This is a genomic window from Agrobacterium sp. ES01, assembly GCF_050320885.1.
Lineage (GTDB): Bacteria > Pseudomonadota > Alphaproteobacteria > Rhizobiales > Rhizobiaceae > Allorhizobium.
The window spans coordinates 61,360-84,445 of record NZ_JBNQTH010000011.1; the positions used below are offsets into that span (position 1 = coordinate 61,360).

General features: G+C 57.1%; 27 protein-coding genes and 2 tRNA genes. 14 read left to right on the plus strand and 15 right to left on the minus strand.

Annotation, left to right across the window (positions count from 1 at the left end):
- Positions 1–14: 14 nt before the first annotated feature.
- Complete coding sequence (locus tag ACQQ2Q_RS21365; RefSeq protein WP_428189162.1) at positions 15–980, plus strand: hypothetical protein; 966 nt, start codon at positions 15–17, stop codon at positions 978–980.
- A 7-nt stretch (positions 981–987) separates the two neighbouring features.
- On the opposite strand, the gene ACQQ2Q_RS21370 is transcribed toward ACQQ2Q_RS21365, so the two are convergent.
- The 5 genes from ACQQ2Q_RS21370 to ACQQ2Q_RS21390 form a co-directional block, all read right to left on the minus strand.
- A complete protein-coding gene (locus ACQQ2Q_RS21370) occupies positions 988–2,193 on the minus strand; it encodes a hypothetical protein (RefSeq protein ID WP_428189163.1) in 1,206 nt (401 codons plus the stop codon).
- Positions 2,153–4,141: a bifunctional 2',3'-cyclic-nucleotide 2'-phosphodiesterase/3'-nucleotidase gene (locus ACQQ2Q_RS21375; protein ID WP_428189164.1), complete on the minus strand. Its 1,989-nt coding sequence runs from the start codon at positions 4,139–4,141 to the stop codon at positions 2,153–2,155. The genes ACQQ2Q_RS21370 and ACQQ2Q_RS21375 overlap by 41 nt, the downstream gene beginning before the upstream one ends.
- Positions 4,142–4,302: 161 nt before the next feature.
- Positions 4,303–4,680, minus strand: coding sequence for a PilZ domain-containing protein (locus ACQQ2Q_RS21380; RefSeq protein WP_428189165.1), 378 nt, complete (start codon positions 4,678–4,680; stop codon positions 4,303–4,305).
- Between the two features lie 335 nt (positions 4,681–5,015).
- Complete coding sequence (locus ACQQ2Q_RS21385; protein ID WP_428189166.1) at positions 5,016–5,351, minus strand: PilZ domain-containing protein; 336 nt, start codon at positions 5,349–5,351, stop codon at positions 5,016–5,018.
- Between the two features lie 97 nt (positions 5,352–5,448).
- Positions 5,449–5,907, minus strand: a complete 459-nt coding sequence (locus ACQQ2Q_RS21390; protein WP_428189167.1) for an Lrp/AsnC family transcriptional regulator — start codon at positions 5,905–5,907, stop codon at positions 5,449–5,451.
- A 162-nt stretch (positions 5,908–6,069) separates the two neighbouring features.
- Between ACQQ2Q_RS21390 and ald the strand changes: the two genes are divergently transcribed.
- On the plus strand, positions 6,070–7,188 hold the full coding sequence (gene ald, locus ACQQ2Q_RS21395) for an alanine dehydrogenase (protein ID WP_428189168.1): 1,119 nt from the start codon (positions 6,070–6,072) through the stop codon (positions 7,186–7,188).
- 199 nt (positions 7,189–7,387) lie between these two features.
- Here ald and ACQQ2Q_RS21400 read toward each other — a convergent pair whose 3' ends face one another.
- The 7 genes from ACQQ2Q_RS21400 to ACQQ2Q_RS21430 form a co-directional block, all read right to left on the minus strand.
- Positions 7,388–8,329: a DMT family transporter gene (locus ACQQ2Q_RS21400; RefSeq protein ID WP_428189169.1), complete on the minus strand. Its 942-nt coding sequence runs from the start codon at positions 8,327–8,329 to the stop codon at positions 7,388–7,390.
- A 28-nt stretch (positions 8,330–8,357) separates the two neighbouring features.
- Positions 8,358–8,834, minus strand: a complete 477-nt coding sequence (locus tag ACQQ2Q_RS21405; protein WP_428189170.1) for a DUF1203 domain-containing protein — start codon at positions 8,832–8,834, stop codon at positions 8,358–8,360.
- A 71-nt stretch (positions 8,835–8,905) separates the two neighbouring features.
- Positions 8,906–10,324: a 3-mercaptopyruvate sulfurtransferase gene (gene sseA / locus ACQQ2Q_RS21410; RefSeq protein ID WP_428189171.1), complete on the minus strand. Its 1,419-nt coding sequence runs from the start codon at positions 10,322–10,324 to the stop codon at positions 8,906–8,908.
- Between the two features lie 25 nt (positions 10,325–10,349).
- Positions 10,350–11,087: an alanyl-tRNA editing protein gene (locus ACQQ2Q_RS21415; RefSeq protein WP_428189172.1), complete on the minus strand. Its 738-nt coding sequence runs from the start codon at positions 11,085–11,087 to the stop codon at positions 10,350–10,352.
- A 7-nt stretch (positions 11,088–11,094) separates the two neighbouring features.
- The gene (locus ACQQ2Q_RS21420; RefSeq protein ID WP_428189173.1) at positions 11,095–12,132 is read right to left on the minus strand and encodes a cysteine synthase A; all 1,038 of its coding nucleotides are present in this window, start codon (positions 12,130–12,132) and stop codon (positions 11,095–11,097) included.
- Positions 12,133–12,254: 122 nt separating this feature from the next.
- Positions 12,255–13,691, minus strand: coding sequence for a cryptochrome/photolyase family protein (locus ACQQ2Q_RS21425; RefSeq protein WP_428189174.1), 1,437 nt, complete (start codon positions 13,689–13,691; stop codon positions 12,255–12,257).
- Between the two features lie 91 nt (positions 13,692–13,782).
- A complete protein-coding gene (locus ACQQ2Q_RS21430) occupies positions 13,783–13,998 on the minus strand; it encodes a hypothetical protein (protein WP_428189175.1) in 216 nt (71 codons plus the stop codon).
- Positions 13,999–14,382: 384 nt separating this feature from the next.
- On the opposite strand from ACQQ2Q_RS21430, the gene ACQQ2Q_RS21435 reads away from it, so the two are divergent.
- Complete coding sequence (locus tag ACQQ2Q_RS21435; RefSeq protein ID WP_428189176.1) at positions 14,383–14,931, plus strand: VOC family protein; 549 nt, start codon at positions 14,383–14,385, stop codon at positions 14,929–14,931.
- A 75-nt stretch (positions 14,932–15,006) separates the two neighbouring features.
- Here the strand turns inward: ACQQ2Q_RS21435 and ACQQ2Q_RS21440 are convergent.
- Positions 15,007–15,081: transfer RNA gene (locus ACQQ2Q_RS21440), tRNA-Asn, on the minus strand.
- Between the two features lie 140 nt (positions 15,082–15,221).
- Between ACQQ2Q_RS21440 and ACQQ2Q_RS21445 the strand changes: the two genes are divergently transcribed.
- Together ACQQ2Q_RS21445 and ACQQ2Q_RS21450 are read left to right on the plus strand one after the other, a co-directional pair.
- A complete protein-coding gene (locus ACQQ2Q_RS21445) occupies positions 15,222–15,503 on the plus strand; it encodes a hypothetical protein (RefSeq protein WP_428189177.1) in 282 nt (93 codons plus the stop codon).
- Positions 15,504–15,645: 142 nt separating this feature from the next.
- Positions 15,646–15,719 (plus strand) — tRNA-Cys (locus tag ACQQ2Q_RS21450).
- 373 nt (positions 15,720–16,092) lie between these two features.
- Here ACQQ2Q_RS21450 and ACQQ2Q_RS21455 read toward each other — a convergent pair.
- Positions 16,093–16,473, minus strand: coding sequence for a PRC-barrel domain-containing protein (locus tag ACQQ2Q_RS21455; protein ID WP_428189178.1), 381 nt, complete (start codon positions 16,471–16,473; stop codon positions 16,093–16,095).
- Between the two features lie 282 nt (positions 16,474–16,755).
- Between ACQQ2Q_RS21455 and ACQQ2Q_RS21460 the strand changes: the two genes are divergently transcribed.
- Together ACQQ2Q_RS21460 and ACQQ2Q_RS21465 are read left to right on the plus strand one after the other, a co-directional pair.
- Positions 16,756–18,138, plus strand: coding sequence for a sensor histidine kinase (locus tag ACQQ2Q_RS21460; protein ID WP_428189179.1), 1,383 nt, complete (start codon positions 16,756–16,758; stop codon positions 18,136–18,138).
- 202 nt (positions 18,139–18,340) lie between these two features.
- The gene (locus ACQQ2Q_RS21465) at positions 18,341–18,703 is read left to right on the plus strand and encodes a response regulator (protein ID WP_428189180.1); all 363 of its coding nucleotides are present in this window, start codon (positions 18,341–18,343) and stop codon (positions 18,701–18,703) included.
- A 105-nt stretch (positions 18,704–18,808) separates the two neighbouring features.
- Here ACQQ2Q_RS21465 and ACQQ2Q_RS21470 read toward each other — a convergent pair whose 3' ends face one another.
- Complete coding sequence (locus ACQQ2Q_RS21470; protein ID WP_428189181.1) at positions 18,809–19,207, minus strand: VOC family protein; 399 nt, start codon at positions 19,205–19,207, stop codon at positions 18,809–18,811.
- Positions 19,208–19,585: 378 nt separating this feature from the next.
- Between ACQQ2Q_RS21470 and ACQQ2Q_RS21475 the strand changes: the two genes are divergently transcribed.
- Genes ACQQ2Q_RS21475 through ACQQ2Q_RS21505 form a run of 7 tightly spaced genes read left to right on the plus strand, consistent with a single transcriptional unit; the run spans position 19,586 to position 23,045 of the window.
- Positions 19,586–20,023 (plus strand): phage tail protein, encoded by a 438-nt coding sequence (locus ACQQ2Q_RS21475; protein ID WP_428189182.1) that lies wholly within the window; start codon positions 19,586–19,588, stop codon positions 20,021–20,023.
- 4 nt (positions 20,024–20,027) lie between these two features.
- On the plus strand, positions 20,028–20,240 hold the full coding sequence (locus ACQQ2Q_RS21480; protein ID WP_428189183.1) for a tail protein X: 213 nt from the start codon (positions 20,028–20,030) through the stop codon (positions 20,238–20,240).
- Positions 20,241–20,244: 4 nt separating this feature from the next.
- Entirely contained in the window at positions 20,245–21,399 is a 1,155-nt protein-coding gene (locus ACQQ2Q_RS21485) for a phage late control D family protein (protein ID WP_428189184.1), read from the plus strand.
- A 28-nt stretch (positions 21,400–21,427) separates the two neighbouring features.
- Positions 21,428–22,126, plus strand: coding sequence for a peptidoglycan-binding protein (locus tag ACQQ2Q_RS21490; RefSeq protein ID WP_428189185.1), 699 nt, complete (start codon positions 21,428–21,430; stop codon positions 22,124–22,126).
- 10 nt (positions 22,127–22,136) lie between these two features.
- Entirely contained in the window at positions 22,137–22,340 is a 204-nt protein-coding gene (locus tag ACQQ2Q_RS21495) for a hypothetical protein (protein WP_428189186.1), read from the plus strand.
- Positions 22,337–22,792 carry a hypothetical protein gene (locus ACQQ2Q_RS21500; RefSeq protein ID WP_428189187.1) on the plus strand — a complete coding sequence of 152 codons (456 nt, stop codon included), beginning with the start codon at positions 22,337–22,339 and terminating at the stop codon, positions 22,790–22,792. Before ACQQ2Q_RS21495 ends, ACQQ2Q_RS21500 begins: the two co-directional genes overlap by 4 nt.
- A complete protein-coding gene (locus ACQQ2Q_RS21505) occupies positions 22,728–23,045 on the plus strand; it encodes a hypothetical protein (RefSeq protein WP_428189188.1) in 318 nt (105 codons plus the stop codon). Before ACQQ2Q_RS21500 ends, ACQQ2Q_RS21505 begins: the two co-directional genes overlap by 65 nt.
- Positions 23,046–23,086 lie beyond the last annotated feature (41 nt).

The following is a 23,086-nucleotide window of genomic DNA, read 5'->3' on the forward strand; positions in this document are numbered from 1 at the left end:
TCGGCGAAGTGAATATGATGGACAAGCACCGTTTGAAATATCTCGGACGATACGCCTGGGTGGAACTCAAGCGAGCCCTACGCCTGCCGGTGAAACGCGACAAGAAACATTTCTGTGCGCGCATCATCAACGGTGTTCGGTCGGGACGCATCCATCCGGATACTGTATTTACGGCTCATACCCGAAGGGATGGGCTAGGATCACAGATCCTCTCTCGTTTGACGATTCAGGCGACCGCAGACGATATCGGTGTCAAATACGCTCATACGCCATTCGGTGAGATCGCTCACGGTGAGGGAGACCCAGAAACTTGGGTTGCGCGCTGCGCTGCAGCTTTCGATCTCGGCGCCGGCGTGCCTCAACGCGACGATGTTGATCTACCGCTGATCGATTTCCGCAAGTACGTCTTTCGAACCGATCTATGGTCTCGACCGCATCTGATCGAGTTTACGCATATGTATGAACACTGTGACCGCTTTCCGGACTTGTTGCGGAATGTTGTTCCTAACAATTCCGTAAAAAAGGAATTTGTCGGACAATTCCTGACTGTCGCAGTGCATATTCGCCGTGGCGACGTCTCTCCAAACATGACCAGTGAACGTTATGTGAGTGCTGACCGGATCTACGCTAACGTCATCGCAATAGAGGACGCGCTCAAAGCGAACGGTTTTGGATGCCACATAAACATTTATAGCAATGGTTCTGCTGCAGAGTTTGAGGCATTTGCCAAACACGGTATGCACTTGCATTTGGACCTGGGTGCACTTGAGACCTTCGAAGCTATGAAGAAGGCAGATGTACTCATGACAGCGAACAGCAGCTTTAGCTATGATGCGGCACTTTATTCCAATGGACTCGTAATTTATCACAAAACTAAGAGGCCGCCGCTATCAGACTGGGTGAAGATTGAGAACAACGGTGGATTTTGTGCAGCTGAATTCCAGCGCGCATTGTCCGCCCACCTGCCTGTTCAGATTTAGATTCAGTTTAGTTGGCGCTTCTACGTGATTTCAGCGGGCGTAGACTGAGGAACTCAATTACAGCTTTTTGCATACGAAACAAAAGACTGCCGCGCGCAGCTGCCAGGCATCTATCATAGCTCGATAAGCCGCTGATCAGCCACAAGAGGCGTATGCGTTGCGCGCGTCGTGCGTGAATCGGGAAGAGATAGATCCAACTGTTCAAAATTCTGTAGAGGGGTTTATAGTAGTCGTCTTCCGCAGGAATTATTGCGAAGTCACTGCGCTTGACCAGCATCGACAGGATCGATTGGTCGTGTCGATGCGATCGAAAGTCGGGGGATTGTTTCGTTGGATCCAGCGCGTCCGTGAGAAGTGAATACTTGTCCTCACGGCAAAGCTCGATCCAGCGATCCACGAAACCACGAACGTCTGCACCGTTTCGCAATACCAGGATCGTACCTTGTATCTGCGCTGTTGCGGCTTCCTCTGCCGTCGCTTGGAGACGATGCAAAAGCTCGCGCTTGGAATAGCACACCTCAATGAACGGCAGCGAGAAAAACAGCCCGCCTGATGTCGATGCCATTTCAAAATAGTCGAGCATACGCCGACCGCCCTGTTGCGACAGTTCGCAGCCGCCATCCGCATAGACGAGCAGTGTTCCGTCATCCAAATTGGAGAGCAGTTGCTTGATCAGCAAAGGTTTCCAAAGCCAGTATCCAAAACCACGCGGGTTTTCGCTGATGAACCGTGAGTCTTCGTCTGACCATTCGGTCGGCATCAGCTCGACACCGTCCGGAATGCTGTGGTCGGTCTTTAAATTGATATCTGTCTGTAAGTAGACCATGTCGAACCAACCGGAACGAGCCGCTTCATCTGCAAGGCGAAGTGCCGACGTGCGATATCGGGGACGGTGTGCGCCAAAAGTGGAAAAGACAGCCTTTTCCTTCTTTTCAGGCGCGTCAAAAGGCAGGTGAACGTGATCGGGAAATTCGCGTCTGCGGTAATCCACCTTGCTCATTTTTCTCTCGTTCATGACTGCATGGGTCTCGGTCAATGGCGTTAGGAGATATCCAAGATGGATTAGCGGGTAGGGACGACCTGACGCAATCAACAAATGCCGTTGAAAGATATGACGCTGAAGACCTGCAAGGCTGGGCATCTGAAGATTGCAGGCCAGCCCTTCGCGCTTTTCAAAGGATGATGCGGAATTGTGCGAAACCATCGACGCCATCGCCGGCATCCTCGATGGTCGCACCTTTGACAGCCTTCAGATAATCACGGGCCTTCGGGCCGGTTTCGAAAACGGCGGTCGTTCCGTCCATGGGGGCAAAGGACCAGTTGGCATCTGCCGACGGGTTGATGGTTCCCTGGTCGACGATGTAGCGCACGATGACGTCGCGATTGGTGTCCGGCCCGACGAAGATAACCTTGTCGCTGGCGATTTCGGGGAATTTTCCGCCGCCTCCGGCACGATAGTTGTTGGTCACAACCACGAATTTCTGGGCGGGATCAATGGCATGTCCGCTGAACTGCAAGTTGACGATGCGGCTCGACTCCGGATTGATGACTTTGCCGTCGGCATCATATTTCGGCGGCTTCGACAGGTCGATCTTGTAGGTCACGCCATCGATCACATCGAAGTTATAGGAGGGAAAGCCCGGATTGATCAGGCTTGCGTCCTTGGTGCCGGGTTCAACCTGATTGAACATGCCCGCGGACATTTCCAGCCAGTTCTTGACCTGTTCACCGCTGATCAGCACGGCCTGCACGGTATTGGGATAAAGATAGAGGTCTGCGACGTTTTTAATCGCGATATCGCCAGCGGCGACGTCTGTATAATAATCCGGACCACCGCGCCCGCCGGCCTTGAACGGGGCAGCTGCTGACAGGATTGCATAGTCTTTGAATTCGGTTTCCTTCAGCATATCGCGGATATACCAGGTCTGTGCATTCGACACGATTTGCACCGAAGGGTCGTCGGCAACCAGCGCGAAATAGGAATAGAGCGGCGCCGATGTCTTGCCGACAGGCGTGCGCACATAGTCAAGCGTCGCCTGGTGCTCAGCAGCGACCGCTGCCACTACCTCCGGCTTGTCTGCGACTTCGGCGATCACCTTGCGATCCTCGGTGCGGTGGTAGATCGGGCGTGCCTCGCAGGTGAAGTCGACGATTTTCCAGCTGCCGCCATCTTTCTCGATCAGCAGGTCGATCAGCCCCATATGCGATCCCCAGAAGCCGGCCATGACGGCTGGCTTCCCGAGCAGTGTGCCACGAACGGCATCAGCCCCCGGTACATCGGCAAAATCCTTCGGGCCTGGGAACACCAGATGCTGGTGGCCGGTGAAGATCGCGTCGATTCCCTCGACGCCCGCCAGATAGAGAGAGGCGTTTTCCATGCGGTCTTCCTGACCATGGCCATCAATACCGGAATGGGACAGCGCAATGACAATATCCGCCCCATCTTCCTTCATGGCCGGGACCCAGGCCTTGGCCGTCTGGATGATGTCCCGCGTTTGTGCCCGACCTTCCAGGTTCTTGGCATCCCAAAGCATGATCTGCGGCGGCACGAAGCCGATGAAACCGATCTTCAGCGGGCTTTCATTCCCGGCACCATCCTTGATCGCCTTTTCCAGGATCACATAGGGTTTGAAGAACAGGTCGTCCTGTTTCGGGTCTGCGGCCAGTTCCCCCTTGGTCAGATTGGCACAGACCAGCGGAAAGTTCGCCCCGTTCAATGTATTGAACATGAAGTCGAGGCCGTAATTGAACTCGTGATTGCCAAGTGTACCGCAATCATATCCCAGCACGTTCATGGCCTTGATCACCGGATGCAGGTCGCCGGCTTTCATTCCCTTTTTGTAGGCCATGTAGTCGCCCATGGGATTGCCCTGCAAAAGGTCCCCATTGTCGATCAGCATCGAGTTGGCGGCCTCGGCGCGGATCGAATCGATAATCGATGCGGTGCGTGCCAGACCCATCGTGTCATTGGGTTTGTCGGCATAGTAGTCATACGGCATCACATTGACGTGGATGTCCGTTGTTTCCATCAGCCGCAGATGGGCTTGATTGGAGGCTGCACGGGCCGAGAAGGGATGAAGCACGATGAGCGCGCTCGATGCAGCAAGGCCGCCAAGCAGCGAACGGCGCGTGATGGGATGTAGATCGGACAGAGGTGTCATGACGTGCTCCTTGGCGAACTCCCGCATAGGGCAGGGAGTTTAAATTCGATCGCTCAGGAGTGCATCGAAAAAATGACAGGCTTGTGATTATCGCTCTTGTTTGAGGCAAGTGCCCTGACGAGGGAGAGTTGCCTTGCGCTGGGATCGAGAAGCAGAGATATTCAGCCCGCGCGCGTCAGTTGCCGTTCGTGGAAATTCTTGAAATAGGTTTCGATCTGCGCGGCAGTGTTGCTGGTCTCCTCGATCTGAATCCCCATCTTGCCGGCGCGATACCATCGGACCGTGGCCTCGATCGTTCCAAATTCACCGGTCTTGATATGCACGGTGCTTCCGGGCCGAGCCTCGATCCATTCATAAAGTTCCAGCGCCATGCCAAGGCGTGATATGTCGATGATGCGCGCACCGAATTCCTTGTTCAAGAATCGAAGCGTCCCGCGGATGTGGCAGCGAATGCGTTCTGAACGCCGTCCAGGAGTGTTTGAATTCGCAATCATTACTTTAATCGCCTCTAATATGGTAAATATGAACTTAAGTACCATAAAAAGTCAGCCCCTTATGGAGTCTTAATGCGATTGCTAAAAGTGCAAAGAACGCGCTTAAATTGTAATTGAAGTCATATTTTTCAAGCCATTGATGGTGCCTCGCGGAAATTTCGAGGACTGTCGCCATCGCGCAATGGGAAAAACGTCGCCCGATCATTCATTGATTGGCATGGTAATTGCTTTGGGCGAAAACAGTCTGTGCACGCGCTGTTGCATTCAAATATTTATCGACTGGCCGTAACGCGAAAGCGCCGCTGGCAAATGCCGACGGCGCTTCAATGCATCTCACGAATTGGTCTGGAACGCGGTTCAGATCTTGCCGACCCTGGGCTTTACCGCACCAGGGTGGGGCGAACCTCCTGATGGAAGTTCCTGAAATAGGCAGACAATTGTGCAAGGGAATTGCTGTTCTGCTTGATCAAAACGCCAATTCGGCTTGCGCGACGCCAGCGAACCGTTCCCTCGATCAGGCCAATGTCGCTGGTCATCACGGTGATCTGGCTGCCCTCTGCCGCGTGTATATGACCGTAGAGCTCGACCGAAAGACCTTCGTCGGATACGTCCACGACCCGCGCGGTTGCTTCCTGGTTGAGATACTTGACCCGGCTATCCATACGGCAACGATAGCGCGGAAGCTTTCGACCGTCGACTTTCAGTAGCTGCCCCATGTTTCCTCCGTGAAAAAGACCTGAATGAGTTGTCTCACTGTGCGCCGGACCTGTTTATTTGAGGTTAAGGTAATGTATTAAATTTTTATGACTTGCATCAGAGGCCGACATTGGGTCTTTCGATCACTTCGCGTAGCGCAAAGCTCGAATTGATTTTCACCACATGGGGCAATGCTGACAGCCAGTCGCGATGGATATGCTCGTAATCCTCGAGATCCTTGGCCGCGATCCGCAATATATAGTCATACTCTCCCGACATCAGGTAGCAGACCAGTACATTGGGCACCCGTTTCACTGCGGCTTCGAATTCGGCGAGCGTCTTGGCGAACTGGCCCGACAGCGAGATATGGACGATCACCATCATCTTGTAGTCCAGCGCCTTGTGGGCGAGGCGGGCGTGATAGCTGCTGATGACGCCGGATTTTTCCAGATTGTCGTGACGCCGAGAACAGGCTGAAGCACTGAGACCGACCTTTGAGGCGAGGTCGGCATTGGAAATGCGGCCATCCTGCTGCAGCGCCTTCAGAATGGCACGATCAATGGCGTCTAGTTCCATGTATGAAATATTCTCCGAATAATTGTGTTGATTTTGCAATTATCTTCGAAAACGGGCCGAACTGCAATTCCAGTTTGCAAGGACATGCGGTGCGTTTTCTGTTGCCATAGCGCTTCCACAATCCAGTGGCGAAAAGCCAGAACCAGAAGAGAGGAACGCTCAATGCGTGTCGGTTGCCCGAAGGAAATCAAAAATCATGAATATCGTGTTGGTTTGACGCCGGGCGCGGTCCGCGAATATGTCGCCCATGGTCACGATGTGCTGGTCGAGACGGGTGCCGGTACCGGCATCGGCGTAGATGACGCAGCCTATATGGCAGCCGGCGCGAAGATCGCCGCCACCGCCAAGGATGTCTTTGAAAAGTCCGACATGATCGTCAAGGTCAAGGAGCCGCAGCCATCGGAATGGGCGCAGCTTCGCGACGGCCAGCTTCTCTATACCTATCTCCATCTCGCACCCGATCCGGAACAGACCAAGGGTCTGATCGGAAGCGGCGTCACGGCAATCGCTTATGAGACAGTCACCGATGACCGCGGTGGACTGCCTTTGCTGGCACCAATGTCCGAAGTCGCCGGTCGTCTGGCCATTCAGGCGGGCGCTACCGCGTTGCAAAAGGCCAATGGCGGTCGCGGCATTCTGCTTGGTGGCGTACCGGGTGTGAACCCTGCCAAGGTCGCCGTGATCGGCGGCGGAGTGGTTGGTCTGAACGCTGCCAAGATGGCTGCAGGCCTCGGTGCCGAAGTCTCCATCATTGACCGGTCCATCACCCGTCTGCGTGAACTGGACGACATCTTCAATGGCCGCGTGCGCACGGTCTTCTCGACAATCGACTCGCTCGAGCAGGAAGTCTTCGCAGCGGATCTCGTCATCGGTGCCGTACTTATTCCCGGAGCTGCCGCTCCAAAACTCGTGACCCGCGAAATGTTGTCGGGCATGAACAAGGGTGCCGTGATCGTCGATGTCGCCATCGATCAGGGCGGTTGTTTCGAGACGTCTCACGCAACGACCCATTCCGATCCGACCTATGAAGTCGACGGGGTGGTGCATTACTGCGTGGCCAACATGCCGGGAGCCGTGCCTGTGACGTCCACCCAAGCGCTCAACAACGCAACTCTGTTCCACGGACTCGCTCTTGCTGACCGGGGTCTGCGCGCCATCGCCGAGGATCGTCACTTGCGCAATGGTCTGAATGTCCACAAGGGTCGCATTACCAACAAGGCCGTTGCCGAAGCGCTCGGCTACGAAATGCATGCGCCTGAAGCGGTGCTGGCTGTCGCCTGAGGTCAGATGAAACCGAGTTTGCGCGCGGACGCTCACGCGGTCGCGGGCAAGGCCAGAGAGGCCGGTCGCCCATCCGACCGGCCTCTTTTTGCTGCGACTTCAGATTTGGAGGCGGAATAAAACAGTTATTATGAAAAACAGTATGTTGTGATAATTTCTTGATTCATTTTGTCATGAACTTCACGTCATGCATGAGGCCTCAACCGATATCGGGGTGCGGTCGCCTCCAGAGACGGCCAATCATCGTCGGCAGGCGGCCGTCGATGAGTGCAAGGCCCACGACAATGGTCGCCATGCCGAAGAAGTGTTTTGGCTCCAGCAATTCGCCCAGAAACAACCAGCCAAGCAGGATCGCGCTGACCGGAATCAGAAAGGTGACGAGCATCAGGTTCGTGGCCCCGGCGGTTGCCAGAATACGGAAGAACAGGATGTAGGCGAGCGCCGTCGAAATAAGCGCAATGGCACCCACTGCAAGCCAGGTCGATACGCTAGGCACGGCAAGCGTCCATGGGCGGTCGACAAAAAGTGCAATTGGCAGCATCAGCACCGTCGAGGCACAGACCTGTCCGCAGGCTGTCACCAGGGGCGAAACACCCATGGCGCGGAAGCGCCTGCCGAAGACGCCGGCAAAGGCGTAGGAGAGCGCTGCTCCCAGAACCGCTAGCTGCGCCAGTACATTCGACCCCAGTCCCGAAAGGGCCGCTGGCCCGATCATGAAAGCAACGCCCGCAAATCCGATGACGGTGCCGGCGAGCCTGCGACCGGTCATCTTTTCGTCCTGAGTGAGAATATGCGCGACCACCACACCAAAAAACGGCGTGGTGGCGTTGAGAATGGATGCAAGGCCACTGGGAATATGGGTCTGTCCCCAGACGATCAGGCTGAAGGGGATCATATTGTTGAGGATGCCCATGCCGAAAAATGCGGCCCAGATGCGCGGATCAGCTGGCATTGACAATCCGCGTGCGCGGATAACGATCAGCAGTGCAAGCGCCGCAAGCGACACGCGCAACGTGACGAGGGTGAATGGTGGTAACTCCCGGACAGCCACCCCGGTGAAGAAGAACGATCCACCCCAGATCACCGACAGCGTGATCAGCAGCAGCCATTCCCTGGAACCCATGACATTTTGAGCAGGCATCTGATCGACCTCTTTGCGGATCGCCGCCTTAACGGCGGTCGATGCGACATTGATAACAGTTGTTGCGGGCGGAACGGACATGCACGAAGTCGATGTCATCGCGTGACAGCAGTTGGAGTGCGCGTGATGCAATCGTGCCGCTGGCGGTAACGGCACCGGTTCCATAGACAATTCTTTCGTCCTTGTCATAGCCGCGTAGGATAAAATCAGGGCTGGTGGTCAGCACTTCAGGCAGGGCATCGCCACCGGCATAAGGTGTGCATTCCTCTGCATGCAGAAAGACTGGCCCCATTTCCGCATAGGGCTGGATGGTGGAGAAGGGCCGATAGGCAAGTGTCAGATAGGCGTCGCCGGCTGCGATGTGGCGCAGGCAGTGGCGGCATGGCGTTCCGGTGCCGCTCAACGAGATATGCCGCTCTGGCGGCATTCCATTGGCGTCTTCGGCACCGCTTTGATAGGCGCGGGCCGCTTCTGTGGGCATTGCTACAAAAATCAGGTCAGTCATCGTGAAGTCTCCGGTGTCGATGCGCCCATAGGCCCATGCAAAGGAGACCTCTGCCACCCGAAACTTGCCTGTTAGAGTTTGAAGACCGTCAACAGTTCTTCATCGCTGAGCGGTTCCACCAGGGCATCATAGGTATCGACCGGCGAGAAGCCGAAGCGCTGGTAAAGCTGCAGGGCGCGCGGATGGTCCAGCGTGTTGGTGGTCACGGTCACTTTGGCGGGATCGTCCTGCCAGGCGGAGTAAAGCGCCTGTAGCAGGAACCATTTGCCAAGCCCAAGCCCAAGCGCATGCTCCATCATGCCGAAATAGGATAGCTCGGTAATATCCGGGCTCTGCTGGGCGAGTTCGAAGAAGCCGGCCGGGGCACCGTTGACGTAAAGAACGCTGATGTTGACCGTCGGATTATGCACGATGGCCTTCAATTCTTCGTCGCTTTGTCTCAGACGCTCGTGCCAATGCCAGCGTCCGCCTACCTGCTGCTGCAGAAAGCGATAAAAAGGCAGCGGTATGTCCTTGGCGCGGATGATCGCGGTCTGCACATTGACCGGAACCGGCAACGAAGCCTTCGGCGCGGAGGTCATCTCCAGACGGGTTACGCGTGTCGTGATCGGATTGTGGAGCGCGTGCTTGACCGGTTCGGCTTCGCCCGTGACGACCGGGGTCACGGCCTTCGAGCCCCATTCCGACCACGAGCCGTCATAAAGGGCATTATTGCGGTGGCCGAGTGATTCCAGCGCCAGAGTGACAACTGCTGCGGTCACACCCGATCCGCAGCTCGTGACCACCGGCTGCCGCAAGTCGATGCCAGCCTCCTCGAAGATTGTCCTCAGACTGTCGAGGTCCTTCAGGCGACCGTTTTCGGACAGTGCCATGGCCGGCACGCTGCGTGCCCCCGGCATGTGCCCGGAACGCATGCCCGCGCGCGGCTCGGGCTCTTGCCCGGTAAAACGACCCGCAGGCCGTGCATCGGCAATTTGCCGCGAGGCGCTGTCAACGACCTCGGTCATCTCGTCGAATGAAACGACCCGGCGGGCATTGAAGGTCGGCGTGAATAGGGCGGGTTCTGGCTCAGGAAGATCCGTTTCCACGGCGCGGCCTTCCGCCTTCCAGGCGTCGAAACCGCCGTCGAGGATATAGACGTTTCGGGCACCCATCACCCGCAGCATCCACCAGACGCGCGGCGCGGAAAACAGGCCCATGCCGTCATAGACGATGATCGTATCGGTCTCTGAAATGCCGAGCTTGCCAATTTCGGCGGCAAAAAATTCAGGAGCGGGCAGGGTGTGGGGAAGGCCGGTCGTGGTATCGGCAATCACGTCCTGGTCGAAGAATACCGCGCCTGGAACATGGCCGGAGGCGTATTCTTCAGCGCCGTTCCTGTTGTGAGCTGGCAGATACCAGGACGCATCGACGACCTTGACACCCGGTGCGCCGAGCTGCTTTTCGACCCAATCGGCAGAAACAACGAAGCGGCTTTTTTCTCCGGCCATCCGGTTCTCCAGTCCTGGTTCGGGCTCAGGTCTCCGCTTGTCCGAAGCGTATCCGGAAACGTCGGTTTTCCTTACCCTTTTTCTCAATTTTAGCGATGTGAATCGCGCCGACCTCCTGGGTCTCGGAAACATGTGTGCCACCGCAGGGCTGACTGTCAACGGCGGAGTTTTCGCCGATGCAGACCAGACTGACACGTCCAAGCCCGACCGGCGGCCTGACATTTTTGGATTTGACGATGCCGGGATTGGCGGCCAGTTGCTCGTCCGTGATCCATTGCAGGTAGATCGGATGGTTCTCCTCCACAAGCGTCATCAGCCTGGCGGTCACGGCATCCTTGTCGATCGTTTCGCTCATGTCGAAATCGACCCGGCTTTCATTCTCACCAACGGCAGCACCGGTGATGGGGTAGGGCATGACAACCGATAACAGGTGGCAAGCGGTATGCATGCGCATCAGCCGGTAGCGGCGTGCCCAGTCGACATGCAAAACCAGTGTCTCGCCGACGCTTGCTGCCGGCTGGTCATCCAGTGGGTGGTGAAGAATGATACTCTTGTCAGCACCGTGGCGTGTTTCACCAAGCGCGATCTTTGTGCCATCGGCGCGTTCGAGAAAACCTGTATCCCCCGGCTGGCCGCCCGATGCTGCGTAAAAGCACGTCTGGTCGAGTTCGATACCGCCATCGTCGTGCACCGCCGTCACGACACCCTCTGCGGTCGCAAGATAGAAATCATCTCGGTAGAGGGCGCGTGTCGGTGCAGTCATGGTGTCATCAGGCTTCTTCGAAGGGAATGGAAAAATCGGACTTTTCCGTGAGCCAGCCGGGAACGGGCAGGTTTTTTGAGGTGAGGAAGTCCGGGTTGAATAGTTTGGACTGGTAGCGATTACCATAATCGCACAGGATCGTCACGACCGTCTTGCCGGGGCCAAGGTCGCGCGCCAGACGCATGGCGCCAGCGATGTTGATGCCGGACGAACCGCCAAGGCACAGGCCCTCGTTTTCGATCAGGTCGAAGATCACCGGCAGCGCTTCCGCGTCCGGTATCTGATAGGCGTGATCCGGCGTGAAACCTTCGAGATTGGCGGTAATGCGTCCCTGACCAATGCCCTCGGTGATCGAGGAACCGGAAGATTTCAGCTCGCCGTTCTTGTAGAACTCGTAGAGTGCTGCGCCTTCGGGATCGGCAAGTCCGATCTTGACGTCGGGGTTGAGAGCACGCAGCCCTTCTGCGGTACCGGCAAGCGTACCGCCGGAGCCGACCGCGCAGATGAAGCCATCGACCTTGCCGCCGGTCTGCTCGAAGATTTCCTTGGCCGTGGTTTCCACATGGGCCTGACGGTTGACGATATTGTCGAACTGGTTTGCCCAGATCGCGCCATTGGGTTCGGTCTTCGCCAGTTGCGCGGCAAGGCGCCCCGAGAGCTTCACGTAGTTGTTGGGGTTTTTGTAGGGAACGGCTGGCACTTCCACCAGTTCGGCACCCAGAAGCCTGAGCGCATCCTTCTTTTCCTGGCTCTGTGTTTCCGGAATGACGATCACGGTTCGATAGCCAAGCGCACGCGCCACAAGCGTCAGGCCGATGCCGGTATTACCGGCCGTGCCCTCAACGATCACGCCACCGGGCTTCAGCAAACCCTTCTTTTCCGCATCACGGATAATATAGAGCGCCGCGCGATCCTTGACCGACTGGCCCGGATTGAGGAATTCCGCCTTGCCGAGAATGGTGCTGCCGGTCGCCTCGGATGCGGCCTTGAGCTGGATCAGAGGCGTATTGCCGATCGCCTCGATGACCGATGGAAAGAATGCCATGGAACGTCGTCCTGTCTTTGCGAGAAGATTAAGCAGCGACTTTTCGGTTCACAAGGCCACAAACACAAGAAATGGGTTTCTGCGTCAGGCCGACAGGGTGGAATAAATGCCCACGGCACGCGCTAGTCTTTGCTGGTATCGGAATAGGCATCAAGCGCACGCTGCCGGGCGGTCCTGTGATCGACAATGGGGAAGGGGTAGGTCTTGCCCAAGGTGATGCCAGCCTTTTGCAGCACATCCTCAGGTGCCTCGAATGGCTTGTGAATATAGCGTTTTTCCAGTTTCTCGAGTTCCGGCACGAACCGCCGCACATAGACACCCTCACGGTCGAAACGCTCGCCCTGAAGCGTGGGATTGAAAATGCGGAAATAGGGCGAGGCGTCGGCACCGCTGCCGGCCACCCATTGCCAGTTGGCCGGATTGGACGCGGGATCGGCATCCACCAGCGTATCGCGGAACCACTGCTCGCCACGCCGCCAGTCGATCATCAGATCCTTGATCAAAAAAGATGCCGCAATCATGCGAACCCGATTATGCATGGTTCCGTGCCGCCACAATTCCCGCATGCCGGCATCGACAATGGGATACCCCGTTTGACCTCTTGTCCATTTATCGAACAGGTCTGCGTTGTCTTCCCACGGGAAATCGTCAAACCGGTCGTTCCAGTTCTTCGTGGCAAGGGCAGGGAAATGGTAGAGCAGGTGATGGCAGAAATCGCGCCAGGCCAGTTCCTGTCGGAACTTGATGACATTGGCACTGCTGGCCTTGCCGCCATGGGCTGCATGCCAGATACGGGCAGGCGAGATTTCGCCCAGCGCCAAAGATGGTGAGAGGCGGGACGTGACGCTGTGTGCCGGCAGGTCACGCTGGTCCTTGTAGGCCTCGACGTCCTCGTCGAGAAAGTCATCCAGACGTTCCAGCGCCGCGTCGCAACCCGGTGTCCAGATTTCGGAAAAACTGTTGGCCCAGTTCGGTGTCGTGGGCAGCAGCGACCAGTCTGCCAAATTCTCCGACTTGGGCCAGTCGGCAGGTTCTGGAATGGTCTCAGGCGCGGGTATGGGCTCTTTAGGCCCGCCACTCTTCTCCAGCGCGCGCCAGAAGGGGGTATAGACCTTGTACGGGCCGCCGCTTCCGGTTTTCAGTTTCGCCGGCTCATGCAGCAATTGGCCGGGAAAGCTCTCCGCTTCCAGTCCATTGTCACGCAGCGTCGCCTTCAAAGCTGCATCGCTATCGAAGCTGGCGGGATTATAGAGTCTGTTCCAGTAGACACCGCGCGCCCGCGTTTCCGCAATCAACCGTGTGATAACGTCGGACGAGGTGCCGCTTTGGAAAATGAGCCGGCTTCCGCGGGCTTTCAGGGCAGCGTCGAGCGCGGTGAGCGAATGGTGGAGCCACCACTGCTGCGCTGAGCCGAGCGGCGCGCTGGTGGCGCCGGCGTCGCGAATATAAAGAGGAATGACGGCGCGGCCTGTGCCCAAGGCTGCGGACAATGCGGCGTTATCGTCGACGCGCAGGTCCTTGCGGAACCACAGGATGATCGGCCGGCTCTGTTCAGTCATATCTGCGATAATTTCCCGCTCTTGTCGTCAATGGATGAGTTTACGCGGGAAATGTCGCTGCGGATCATTCTTGTTTGCGAGGTCCTGTTTGTCAGGCCGCCATCACTTCTGGCGCACGCTTCATCGCAGGCTTGCGCTTCTTCGGCGGAGATTTGATGCGCAGAGCCAGATTGCTTGCCTGCTTTTCTTCCCGAAATTCCTGACTATAGGCTTTCGCCATTCCCCACGCTGCCACCGCGACGGCGGTCGAAACAGCAAGGACGAACAGTCCGAAGGCCAACATGATCAATTCCATTCCCATCAGCATGATACGCACCCCTTCCTTGAAGGCTACTGATCAGTCTCGGTGGTCAGATGGAATATTTTGCGGAATATCCGATCGATCACCGATATGGATAAGAAATAGTGTCATGGGTCGTTTGGTTCCAGAACATCACCAAACTGTGAGCGCAATTGTCGCAGAGCGTCTTTCCGCCGCGCCAAGCCTTTACGCTCCTGCGACATGCATATGAGCCGGTCGGTGCCCGCGGTTCAGCATTGCCCCCTGCAGCTCGCGTCGAAAACGCCCGGAACATGTCTTCCACTCGCCGCGTTGCCCCTCTTAAGTCGCAGGGGCGCAGTTGACTGTCTCGTTCTTCAAATCCTGGCCGCGCCTCACCTCTGAAATCGACAATCATGATGGAGTAAGCTCATGGAAGAAGATCGTTTCGGTCCTTTGCCACGCGGCCTGAATCATATTGGCCTCACCGTCCCGGATATCGACAAGGCGAGCAGGTTCCTGCGAGACGGGCTGGGCGCCAAGTGGTGTTATGACGGACTGACCGCAAATGACCCGCCGCGAGAAGGCGGTGACGTGGAGCGCCAGCTGGGCCTGCCGGAAGGCGCCAAGGTCGTGCGCCAGAGACTGATGCGGATTGGCAATGGGCCCAATATCGAAATGTTCGAAGTGGTAACCGACAAGGCTGCAGAGCCGCTCGGACTGGCCGATCGCGGTTGGAATCACATCTGCGTCTATTGCGACGATATCGAAAGTGCACTGAGGCGCATCGTTGCAGCCGGTGCCGAGCCGCTCTCGGAGCTTCATGGTAATTCCAGGCACGAGGATACGCCCGGCAATGTCAGCGTTTACGTTCGCCCGCCCTGGGGCGGACTGATCGAATTGCAGTCTATCCCGAACGGCAATTATTACCCTGACGGGAGCGAGGCAGACGCCTGGCTGCCGTCCAGAAAAGACAAGTAGCGGAGAGGTGGAACCCAATGAGCCAAAACGAAAAAGGGTTCGCAGCGTATATCGCGCGAACCCTTCGTCTGAATTTGGCTCCCCGGGCCGGATTCGAACCGGCGACCTGTCGATTAACAGTCGAATGCTCTACCGCTGAGCTACCAGGGAACAACCGCGTGCTGCGGTTGAGCGGCGTAATACAAATGCTGATGCGATTTGCCAAGCGCTTTTTCAAAAAAAAATCCAAAAGCTTGTTTTAAATTCCAAAACGCCCCAATTGCGGGGTCTTGTATCCACAGGTTCCCCCAATGAAAAAGACAAGCCGCTACGGCATAGACAGAGAAAACGGAAAACTGCGGCTCGGCAGCCTGGAAATGCCGTTTCCGCGCTCACGCGCCGGCCGCATTGCCGTGGGCGTTCTGTTTGTGCTGGGCGGTATGCTGGGATTTCTGCCAATTCTCGGCTTCTGGATGATTCCGGTCGGACTTTTGATTCTGTCTCAGGATCTGGCCTTTGTCCGCCGCCGCAGACGCAGGCTCGCTGTCTGGTGGCGCAAGCGCCATCCAGGCGTACAAAGGGCAGGGCGCTGACTTCGACAGTCCCGTTTGTTGCGAAATGACAAGGATGCGACAAAGCGTTAGCAACAAGCTGAAAGATTTTCACAAAATCCCCCTTGCGGTTTCTTCGGAACCGTTCTAAATCCGCGCCACCACACGCTCTTTTGATCTGGACGGCCTCGTGGCGGAGTGGTTACGCAGAGGACTGCAAATCCTTGCACCCCGGTTCGATTCCGGGCGAGGCCTCCAACTTCCCCAAAGACTTGAAATAACTCTTTAATTCGATTGGGCTTTGTCGCCGAGTGCGCGGCGATAGTCCATATGCCTCTTGCATGACTGTCAAATAGCGGGTGGCTTCAACCTGTGCCCGCACATCGGCGCCATGGTGCCCATAATTCGTCGAAGGATCTGCAATCTCTCGCCCGCAAAGAAGCGGTCGCGCAATAATTTGGTGGTCGCGACGAGGCGGTTAACAGCGACATTTCACCGAAGAGCCGGCAAAGCGTGTATTTGCGCGCAACGGGCAAGCAGGATACCGGGTTTCGTCAAAATGGACTGAGAGCCGGTCGAAAGTTCTGCATAGGGGGGCGACCGGCCCGATCACGAGCCGGTCTCCGGTACGTTACATCCAGTAGGGTGCAACGCCGTAATGGTCGTAGATTTGACGGCCGCGGTCGGAGCTCCAGTCGTCATTGTCGTTCTCGTATTTCGGCGCGCCTTCCACCTGCTCCTTGGAGACGTCGGTCCGATAGCCACCCAGATCTTCGTCATAAGTGAGCTTAGCCCATGGCAATGGGTAGTGGTCGTGACCGATACCCAGAAAACCACCGAAGCTCATGACTGCATAAGATACGCGTCCGCTGCGCTTTTCGATGATCAGGCGTTCGATCGAGCCGATCTTGTCGTCACCAGTCCCGTAGACATCGGTGCCTTCGACCTTGTCGCTGGCGATCAGATCGTGGGTTTCCTTGGTGTCAGCATTAGCTGTTTGTTCGTAAGCCATTTCGTTTCCTCCTGTTGAGACCTCTACAACGACGACGGGTGACCAAGGTTCCTCTGGCACCGAGACGAATCCTAAACGAAGCCGGCAGCAATCAGCGATTTGGGAAAGCAGGGCGAGCTGGCGAAAGCGGCTGTGGAGTTGAACCATCCTGCCTTAAACGAACAGATATTCTTCGCTGACAGCCACACCTTTAGTGACAATTGGCCCGACAGATGTTTTAATGACATGTATCTGTAGCTGACGATTTCAATACGCATTCGAGTGTTTGGACGAACCAATTCTATGAGTGAGACAAACATTCCTGCGCGAACGAATTCCCCTGTTAATACCGATGCAAAACTGAGAACCCTGCTTCAAAAGATGCCGGGTTTCGTGGGGATATTGGCCGGACCTGACCATATTGTTGAATATGCCAACGATGCATACACGCAGTTTCTCGGCGGGCGTCAGCTTGTCGGGCTGAAGATCAAGAGTGCTTTTTCCCATTCGACAAATGAAGCCTTCTTTCAGGCACTGGATAAAGTGTACCGGTCGGGAGAGGTGTTTGAAGCCCGTAGTATGGCAGTGGCACTGGAGGGCGACGGCCATCAGCGCTATGTTGATGTGGTGTGTCAGCCAATCACGGATGACCACGGAGCGATTGAAGGTGTATTCGTCACCGGCCATGAGGTCACCGACCATGTGGAAGCCGTCGCCAGAGCCAAGCGCAGTGAAGACGAGTTGCGAACGCTGGCTGACGCCTTGCCCGTTCTCGTATCCTATATCGACATCGATGAACGCTACCAGTTCAACAACAAAATTTATGAGGACTGGTTTCCCAAAACGCGCGAGGAGATCCAGGGGCAAACCATCCGCAGCATCGTGGGGGAGAAAGCCTATAGCGCCGTGCGACCCCAGATCGAACGTGTGCTCGCAGGGGAGCGGTTTCAGTTCGAGCAGCTGATGCCGTACGAGAATGCCGAGCCGCGATATGTGCATGTTGAATATGTCCCGCGCGAAGCGAAGGGCGGCGGCATGCAGGGCTGGTATGCGCTGGTACAGGATATTACCAAGACCAAGCTGCTGGAGCAGCAACGCGAGGATCTGACCCGAGAATTGGCGCACCGCATCCGAAACACGTTGACATTGGTGCAGTCCATTGTGTCCCAATCGATGCGCCATGCGGAAACCTTGGACGCCGCCGGGGCTGCGATTTTTAGCCGGATTTCTGCGCTCGGAAGAGCTCAGGATGTTTTTCTGGAAAAGCACTCGGTCGCAGCGGATCTGGAGACGGTTGTCCGCGCGGCCATTGCGCCTCATTGCAGTACCGATCAACAATTTTCGATCGAGGGTCCAGCCGTTGCGGTCGAACCCTCGCAAACGGTCGCTCTTTCCCTGGCGTTGCACGAACTGGCGACCAATGCCGTGAAATACGGCGCACTGTCGATGGAAAGCGGTACTGTTGCGATCGGGTGGCAGATCGGGCCGAAATCGGAGTTTACCTTCACCTGGTCGGAATCGGGTGGCCCCGCAGTAACGACCCCAACGCGGGTTGGCTTCGGTTCTCGCCTGATCGAGCGGATGGTCGCGCCGGCTTTTTATGGCGAAGCGGAACTGCGATACGAAACGGCAGGCGTTCAATTCGAACTGCATGGACAGCTGCACGCACCTGACGCCGATGTCTGACAGGGCGTAATTATGTATCGCTTACGGCGTGCCAACGTCTCGGACAAGGTTTCTCGATATTGAGGTGGAACGGGACGCAGCCGCTTAGGGACGTAGTCTCCCCGACGAATAATAATATTTAAGGGAACACTTATGAGGCGCGTTCTGTTTAGCCTCTAGCCGCTTCATACCGGAGGGCTGCCCATCAAGATTGGTCCTGCCCATGAAATCGCCCCTGGTTGTCCTTGTCGTTGAAGACGAGCCCCTGTTGAGAATGGACATCGCTTGCGATCTCGAAGACCGCGGCATGGACGTTCTGGAAGCCGCCAACGCAAATGAAGCGATAACGATCCTGCAAGAGAATCGGAAGGTCGGCGCCCTTTTTACCGATGTTGACATGCCTGGTAGCATGGATGGCCTTGGGCTTGCGGCCACCGTCCGGGATCGTTGGCCGCCCATCAAGATCATCGTGACGTCAGGTCATCGTCAGGTGACATCATCCCAGATGCCAAACGGAAGCCGTTTTTTTGGAAAGCCTTACAACTCTGACGAGGTTGCCAATGCGCTTCTCGAAATGAGCGCCTGAGAAGAGCGCAGCCGTCTCGGCCAATTGCAGGATCGCGACGGCGACCTGATGGGTATGCCTTGCGGGCTTAGGGCTAGCCTTTTGGGCCTGATCCGTTCCTTCGGCCTAACTGTTGCAAACCGCTTCCAGCTTAATGCCATGAGGGTCAAGCCAGTAGGTCGCATAGTGATTTCCGTACTCTGGGAAATTTCGGGGTGAGTGCAGGATCTTGCCTCCTTGCAACAAAACCCAGTCGTGCACTTCATGCACCACCGCGCGGCTCTCCACGGCGAATGCCAAGTGCTGCAGGCCGATCGCATGACGTGAATAGGTGCCCGCGTCTTTGGCTTGATAGAAAAAGAGCTGCGTGCCCGGCACCCCGTCTGGCCCATAGTTGAATTCCGGTTCCGTTTTGAACCACTCCTTGAGACCAAGTATCGGCATCAAGGCGTCGTAATAGGCCTTCGCGGCTGTAAGGTCAGGAACGGCAATACCAATATGATCGATGAAACCGGTTCGAGGCATGGAGTTTTCCTACATGGGGGACGAACAATCTGTGTCGGGGCGTGTGGTGTTGCGCCATTAGGACTGCTGAACCCGCCCAAATCGCAGATCGATTGTTTTGACTGGTTTTAATCCGACCTTCGCAGCGTCACAGGCCTTCAACCACGCGGTGATTGCCTTCGGGTAGTTCGTGTCAAGAACGGCTCTCTTCTTCCCTTCTTCGTTCTCCCAAGCTGTGACCAGGTTAGCGCCGACAGAAATCCCAGGCAATGCCGACGGGATTAGGCACGTTCCCGGCTCTGTATACGAAAGCGGCCCTTCGCTGTCCTATAATCAAGGAGCAGGATGGGCCGAACTGCTACCTCGGCGGAAAGAACGATCATATCCTAAGGAATCCCAATGTCCGGATCAGTCGCCATGGCGCTTGGCGCTTTTGCATTCGAGTCTCATGGCTTCGGCTATGATGCATTGACACGGCGGATCAATACGCCGTGGGCCGATCAGGAAGTGGTGCAGGGGCTGAACCGACAGCAATGGACAGGTCCGACCTCGGAAGAGGTGACGATCCGGGGTGTGCTGTTTCCGGTGGAGTTCGGTGGCATGGGCTCGCTGGATGGTATCATTGCCGCTGCCAATGCGGGGCAGGCGTTGATGCTGGTGTCTGGAAGCGGTGCGCAAGGCGTGATCCATGGATCATTCACGGTGCAATCCGTCGATGAGGATCGAAGCCTCCACACGGCGGCCGGCATTCCCATGCGCAATGCCTATGCCATCATGCTGAAGCGTTACGGTCGATCCGCCGGCGTCTTGAGCTCAGTGATCTCCATTTTCCGGTGACCTTATGACCACGACCTATCAGACCCGCGCAGCCGAGACTGTCGATCTCGCCTGCCTGCAAACCTATGGCCGCACGCGTGACGTGACGGAAGCCGTGCTGGCTGCCAATCCGGGCCTTGCCGGCCTTGGGCCGGTACTTCCTTTGGGCACGGTGATCATCATGCCGGATCTGATCGAGGACACGCCGCAGCGCAATCTCGTAAGCCTGTGGGATTAAGATCATGAAACCCTATGTGAAACTCTCCGTGGACGGCAAGCCAGTGGCTGGCGCCTTCTATGAGCGGCTGATCTCCGTCAGTGTGACAGACAAGGATGGCGAAAGCGCCGACACGATCGACATCGATCTGAATGACGGGCCGCCGGACTTTCTGGCCATGCCGCGCAAGGGCGCGGTGATCACTCTTGAGATGGGATATGAGGGCTTCGGCGTTCCCATGGTTGGACGCTATACCGTCGACAAGGTCGCCTGCAAATGCCTGCCTTACACCATGTCGATCTCCGGCAAATCCGCAGATCTTCGCGCGGGCAAGCTGAAGGAACGGCAGGAGCGGCATTTCGATGACCAGACGCTCGGGCAGATCCTGAGCACGATTGCCAGGGAGAGCGGGCTGACGCCGGCGGTTGATCCGGCTCTCGCCTCCGTCCGCTATCCATGGATCGGCCAGCAGGACGAAAGCAATATCCATTTTGCCCGCCGTCTGGCAGAGCGCAACAATGCGCTGTTCTCGATCAAGGGTGGACGACTGGTCTTTGCCCGGAAGGGCAGCGGCATTTCTGCCGGTGGCACCTTCCTTGGCACGGTGATGATCACGCCAGATCGCATCATTAAGGGCTCATGCTCCTTCGAAGCCAATGACCGCACGCGTTACAGCAAGGTCGTTGCTTATTATCAGGACGGAGAGCAGGCAGAGCGCCGCGAGATAGGCGCGGATGCCGATGCAGACGGCGACAGCGTCTACCGCATCCCTGAACCCTTCTCCAGCGTGACCGAGGCAGACGAGGCAGCTCAAGCCAAGGCCAGGGATCTGAAGCGCGGCGAGGGGGCTTCGTCCGTCACTGTGGTCGGAGATCCGGCGATCCGTGCTGGTGCACCACTCTTGTTTGAGAACGTGCGGCCGGGCCTCGATGGCGTGCCTTACGTGATCGACCAGGTGGTGCATTCCTTCAGCAAACAACAGGGCCTGCACTCGCAGATCTCGGCTAAGCTCTATGACGGAAAGTCGGCAAAGGCCGGCGCAACTGATGCTGACAGCGAAACGGGTGAAGGCTCCAGTGTGTCGAGCGAAACCGTTGCACCCAATTCTCCGGCGGGCACGCCGGCGACACCAACGCTCTGGACCACAGGGCGCAGATACGGATCGACCGACGCCAACTGAGGCGCAACTTCAAAAAAAGGAAAATCAGATGTCTTTTGAACAGTGGCTGCAAAGCCGACTGAACGCCCATGGTGCGTCCATTACTGTCGATGGCGACTGGGGCCGAAACTCCATTGATGCCCTGAATACCTTCCGGAGGGGCAGGGGACTGATGCCGACCGGTGTGGCGGATGATGCGACCGTTGCTGCGCTGAAGGCGTCGCCGATCGACAGCTCACCGGGTAGGTCGTCGGCAGCGCCAACGGCTTCCCTGCCGCCTTGGATGGCAGAGATGTATCGCCGCATGGGGCTGCATGAGGTTCGCGACAATGCAGCGCTCACCGCCTTTCTGAAGCTCGGCAAGTTTCTCGGTGATCCGAAGTCACTGCCCTGGTGTGGCGATGCCGTGGAAAGCTGCCTTGCCAAGGTGTTGCCCAACGAGCCGTTGCCATCGAACCCGTTCTGGGCCCAGGCTTGGGCAAATTTCGGGATTGATGCCGAGGTGCCGATCGTCGGGGCGATCGGTGTCATTCGATGGTCGGCGTCCTCCGGCCATGTCGGCATGGTTGCCGGCGTGAGCGGAGACAAGATCAACCTGCTCGGCGGCAATCAGTCGAACGCGATCAATATCTCATCCTTCCCGCGCTCAAAGTTCATAGCCTTCCGCTGGCCAAAAACCTTCGCCGTCAAATCCTATCCTGCATTGAAGGGCGCCGCCGTAGCCGGCTCCCTCGCTGCTACCCGTTGAGGAGGGCACTATGCCTGCAGCCATTATCCGTATTCTGCTGCGCTACGCGGCAGGGCCTCTGATCCTCTATGGCCTGATCTCGCCAGAAGAGGCAACGGACATCATCAATGATCCCGACATTCACAGCTATGTCGGGATCGCCTTCGGTCTCCTGTCACCGCTCATTGCTGAGGGCTGGTATGCGCTTGCCAAACGCTTCGGGTGGCGGACGTGAGCGCTCTTGCCATAAAGACTTTCGTGAGCTGGCTGTGGCGGATGATCGGCTGGCCCGGCGTCGTCGCCGCGACCGTCTACTTCTATTACGAAGGCGTGCCGGTGCTGAACAGACTGCCGATCGTCGATCAGATCCCGATCATGCGTGAGTTTGGTGTCGGTCGCGTCGAGCTGGAGCGTCGAGAAGCGGTCTCCACCGCGACGACAGAATTGCTTGGTGCAGCGGATCTCGCTGCGGCCAAGGCGGTGATCGAGAAAATCCAGCGTGATCGTGAAACAGCGGTCATGCTTCAGCGGCAGGCCTCAGCCGAGGCAGCAGAACTCAAACAAAAGGACCAGGAGGACCGTGATGCGCTCGACGCTGCGACTGCTGCTGACAATGACGGCGATGGCGCTTACTACACTGACGGCGACAGGCGGCGGCTGTGTTCATTCAGAAAACGCTACTGCTGAGATCGCGGATGCAGCCGCGGCCAAAGCGGTTGCCGAAACCGCAACCGAGCTTGCCGATCAGCCGGACATCTGCCGGCAGCATCTCGATCGGCCGTCGCCGGCGCGGGTCAAATCCGGTGGGCCTGCCTGGGCGGATATCGCTGCATGGGAAACGGCAGCAGATGCAGCCGATCGGCGGGTCGACTTCTGCGCCGCCGATCGCGACCGAATGCGCGAGGCCTACAGCCGGACCGCCGGCACCTCACCACGATAGACATCAATGCCGACATGCCGAGGGGGCGCCACGCTGGATGA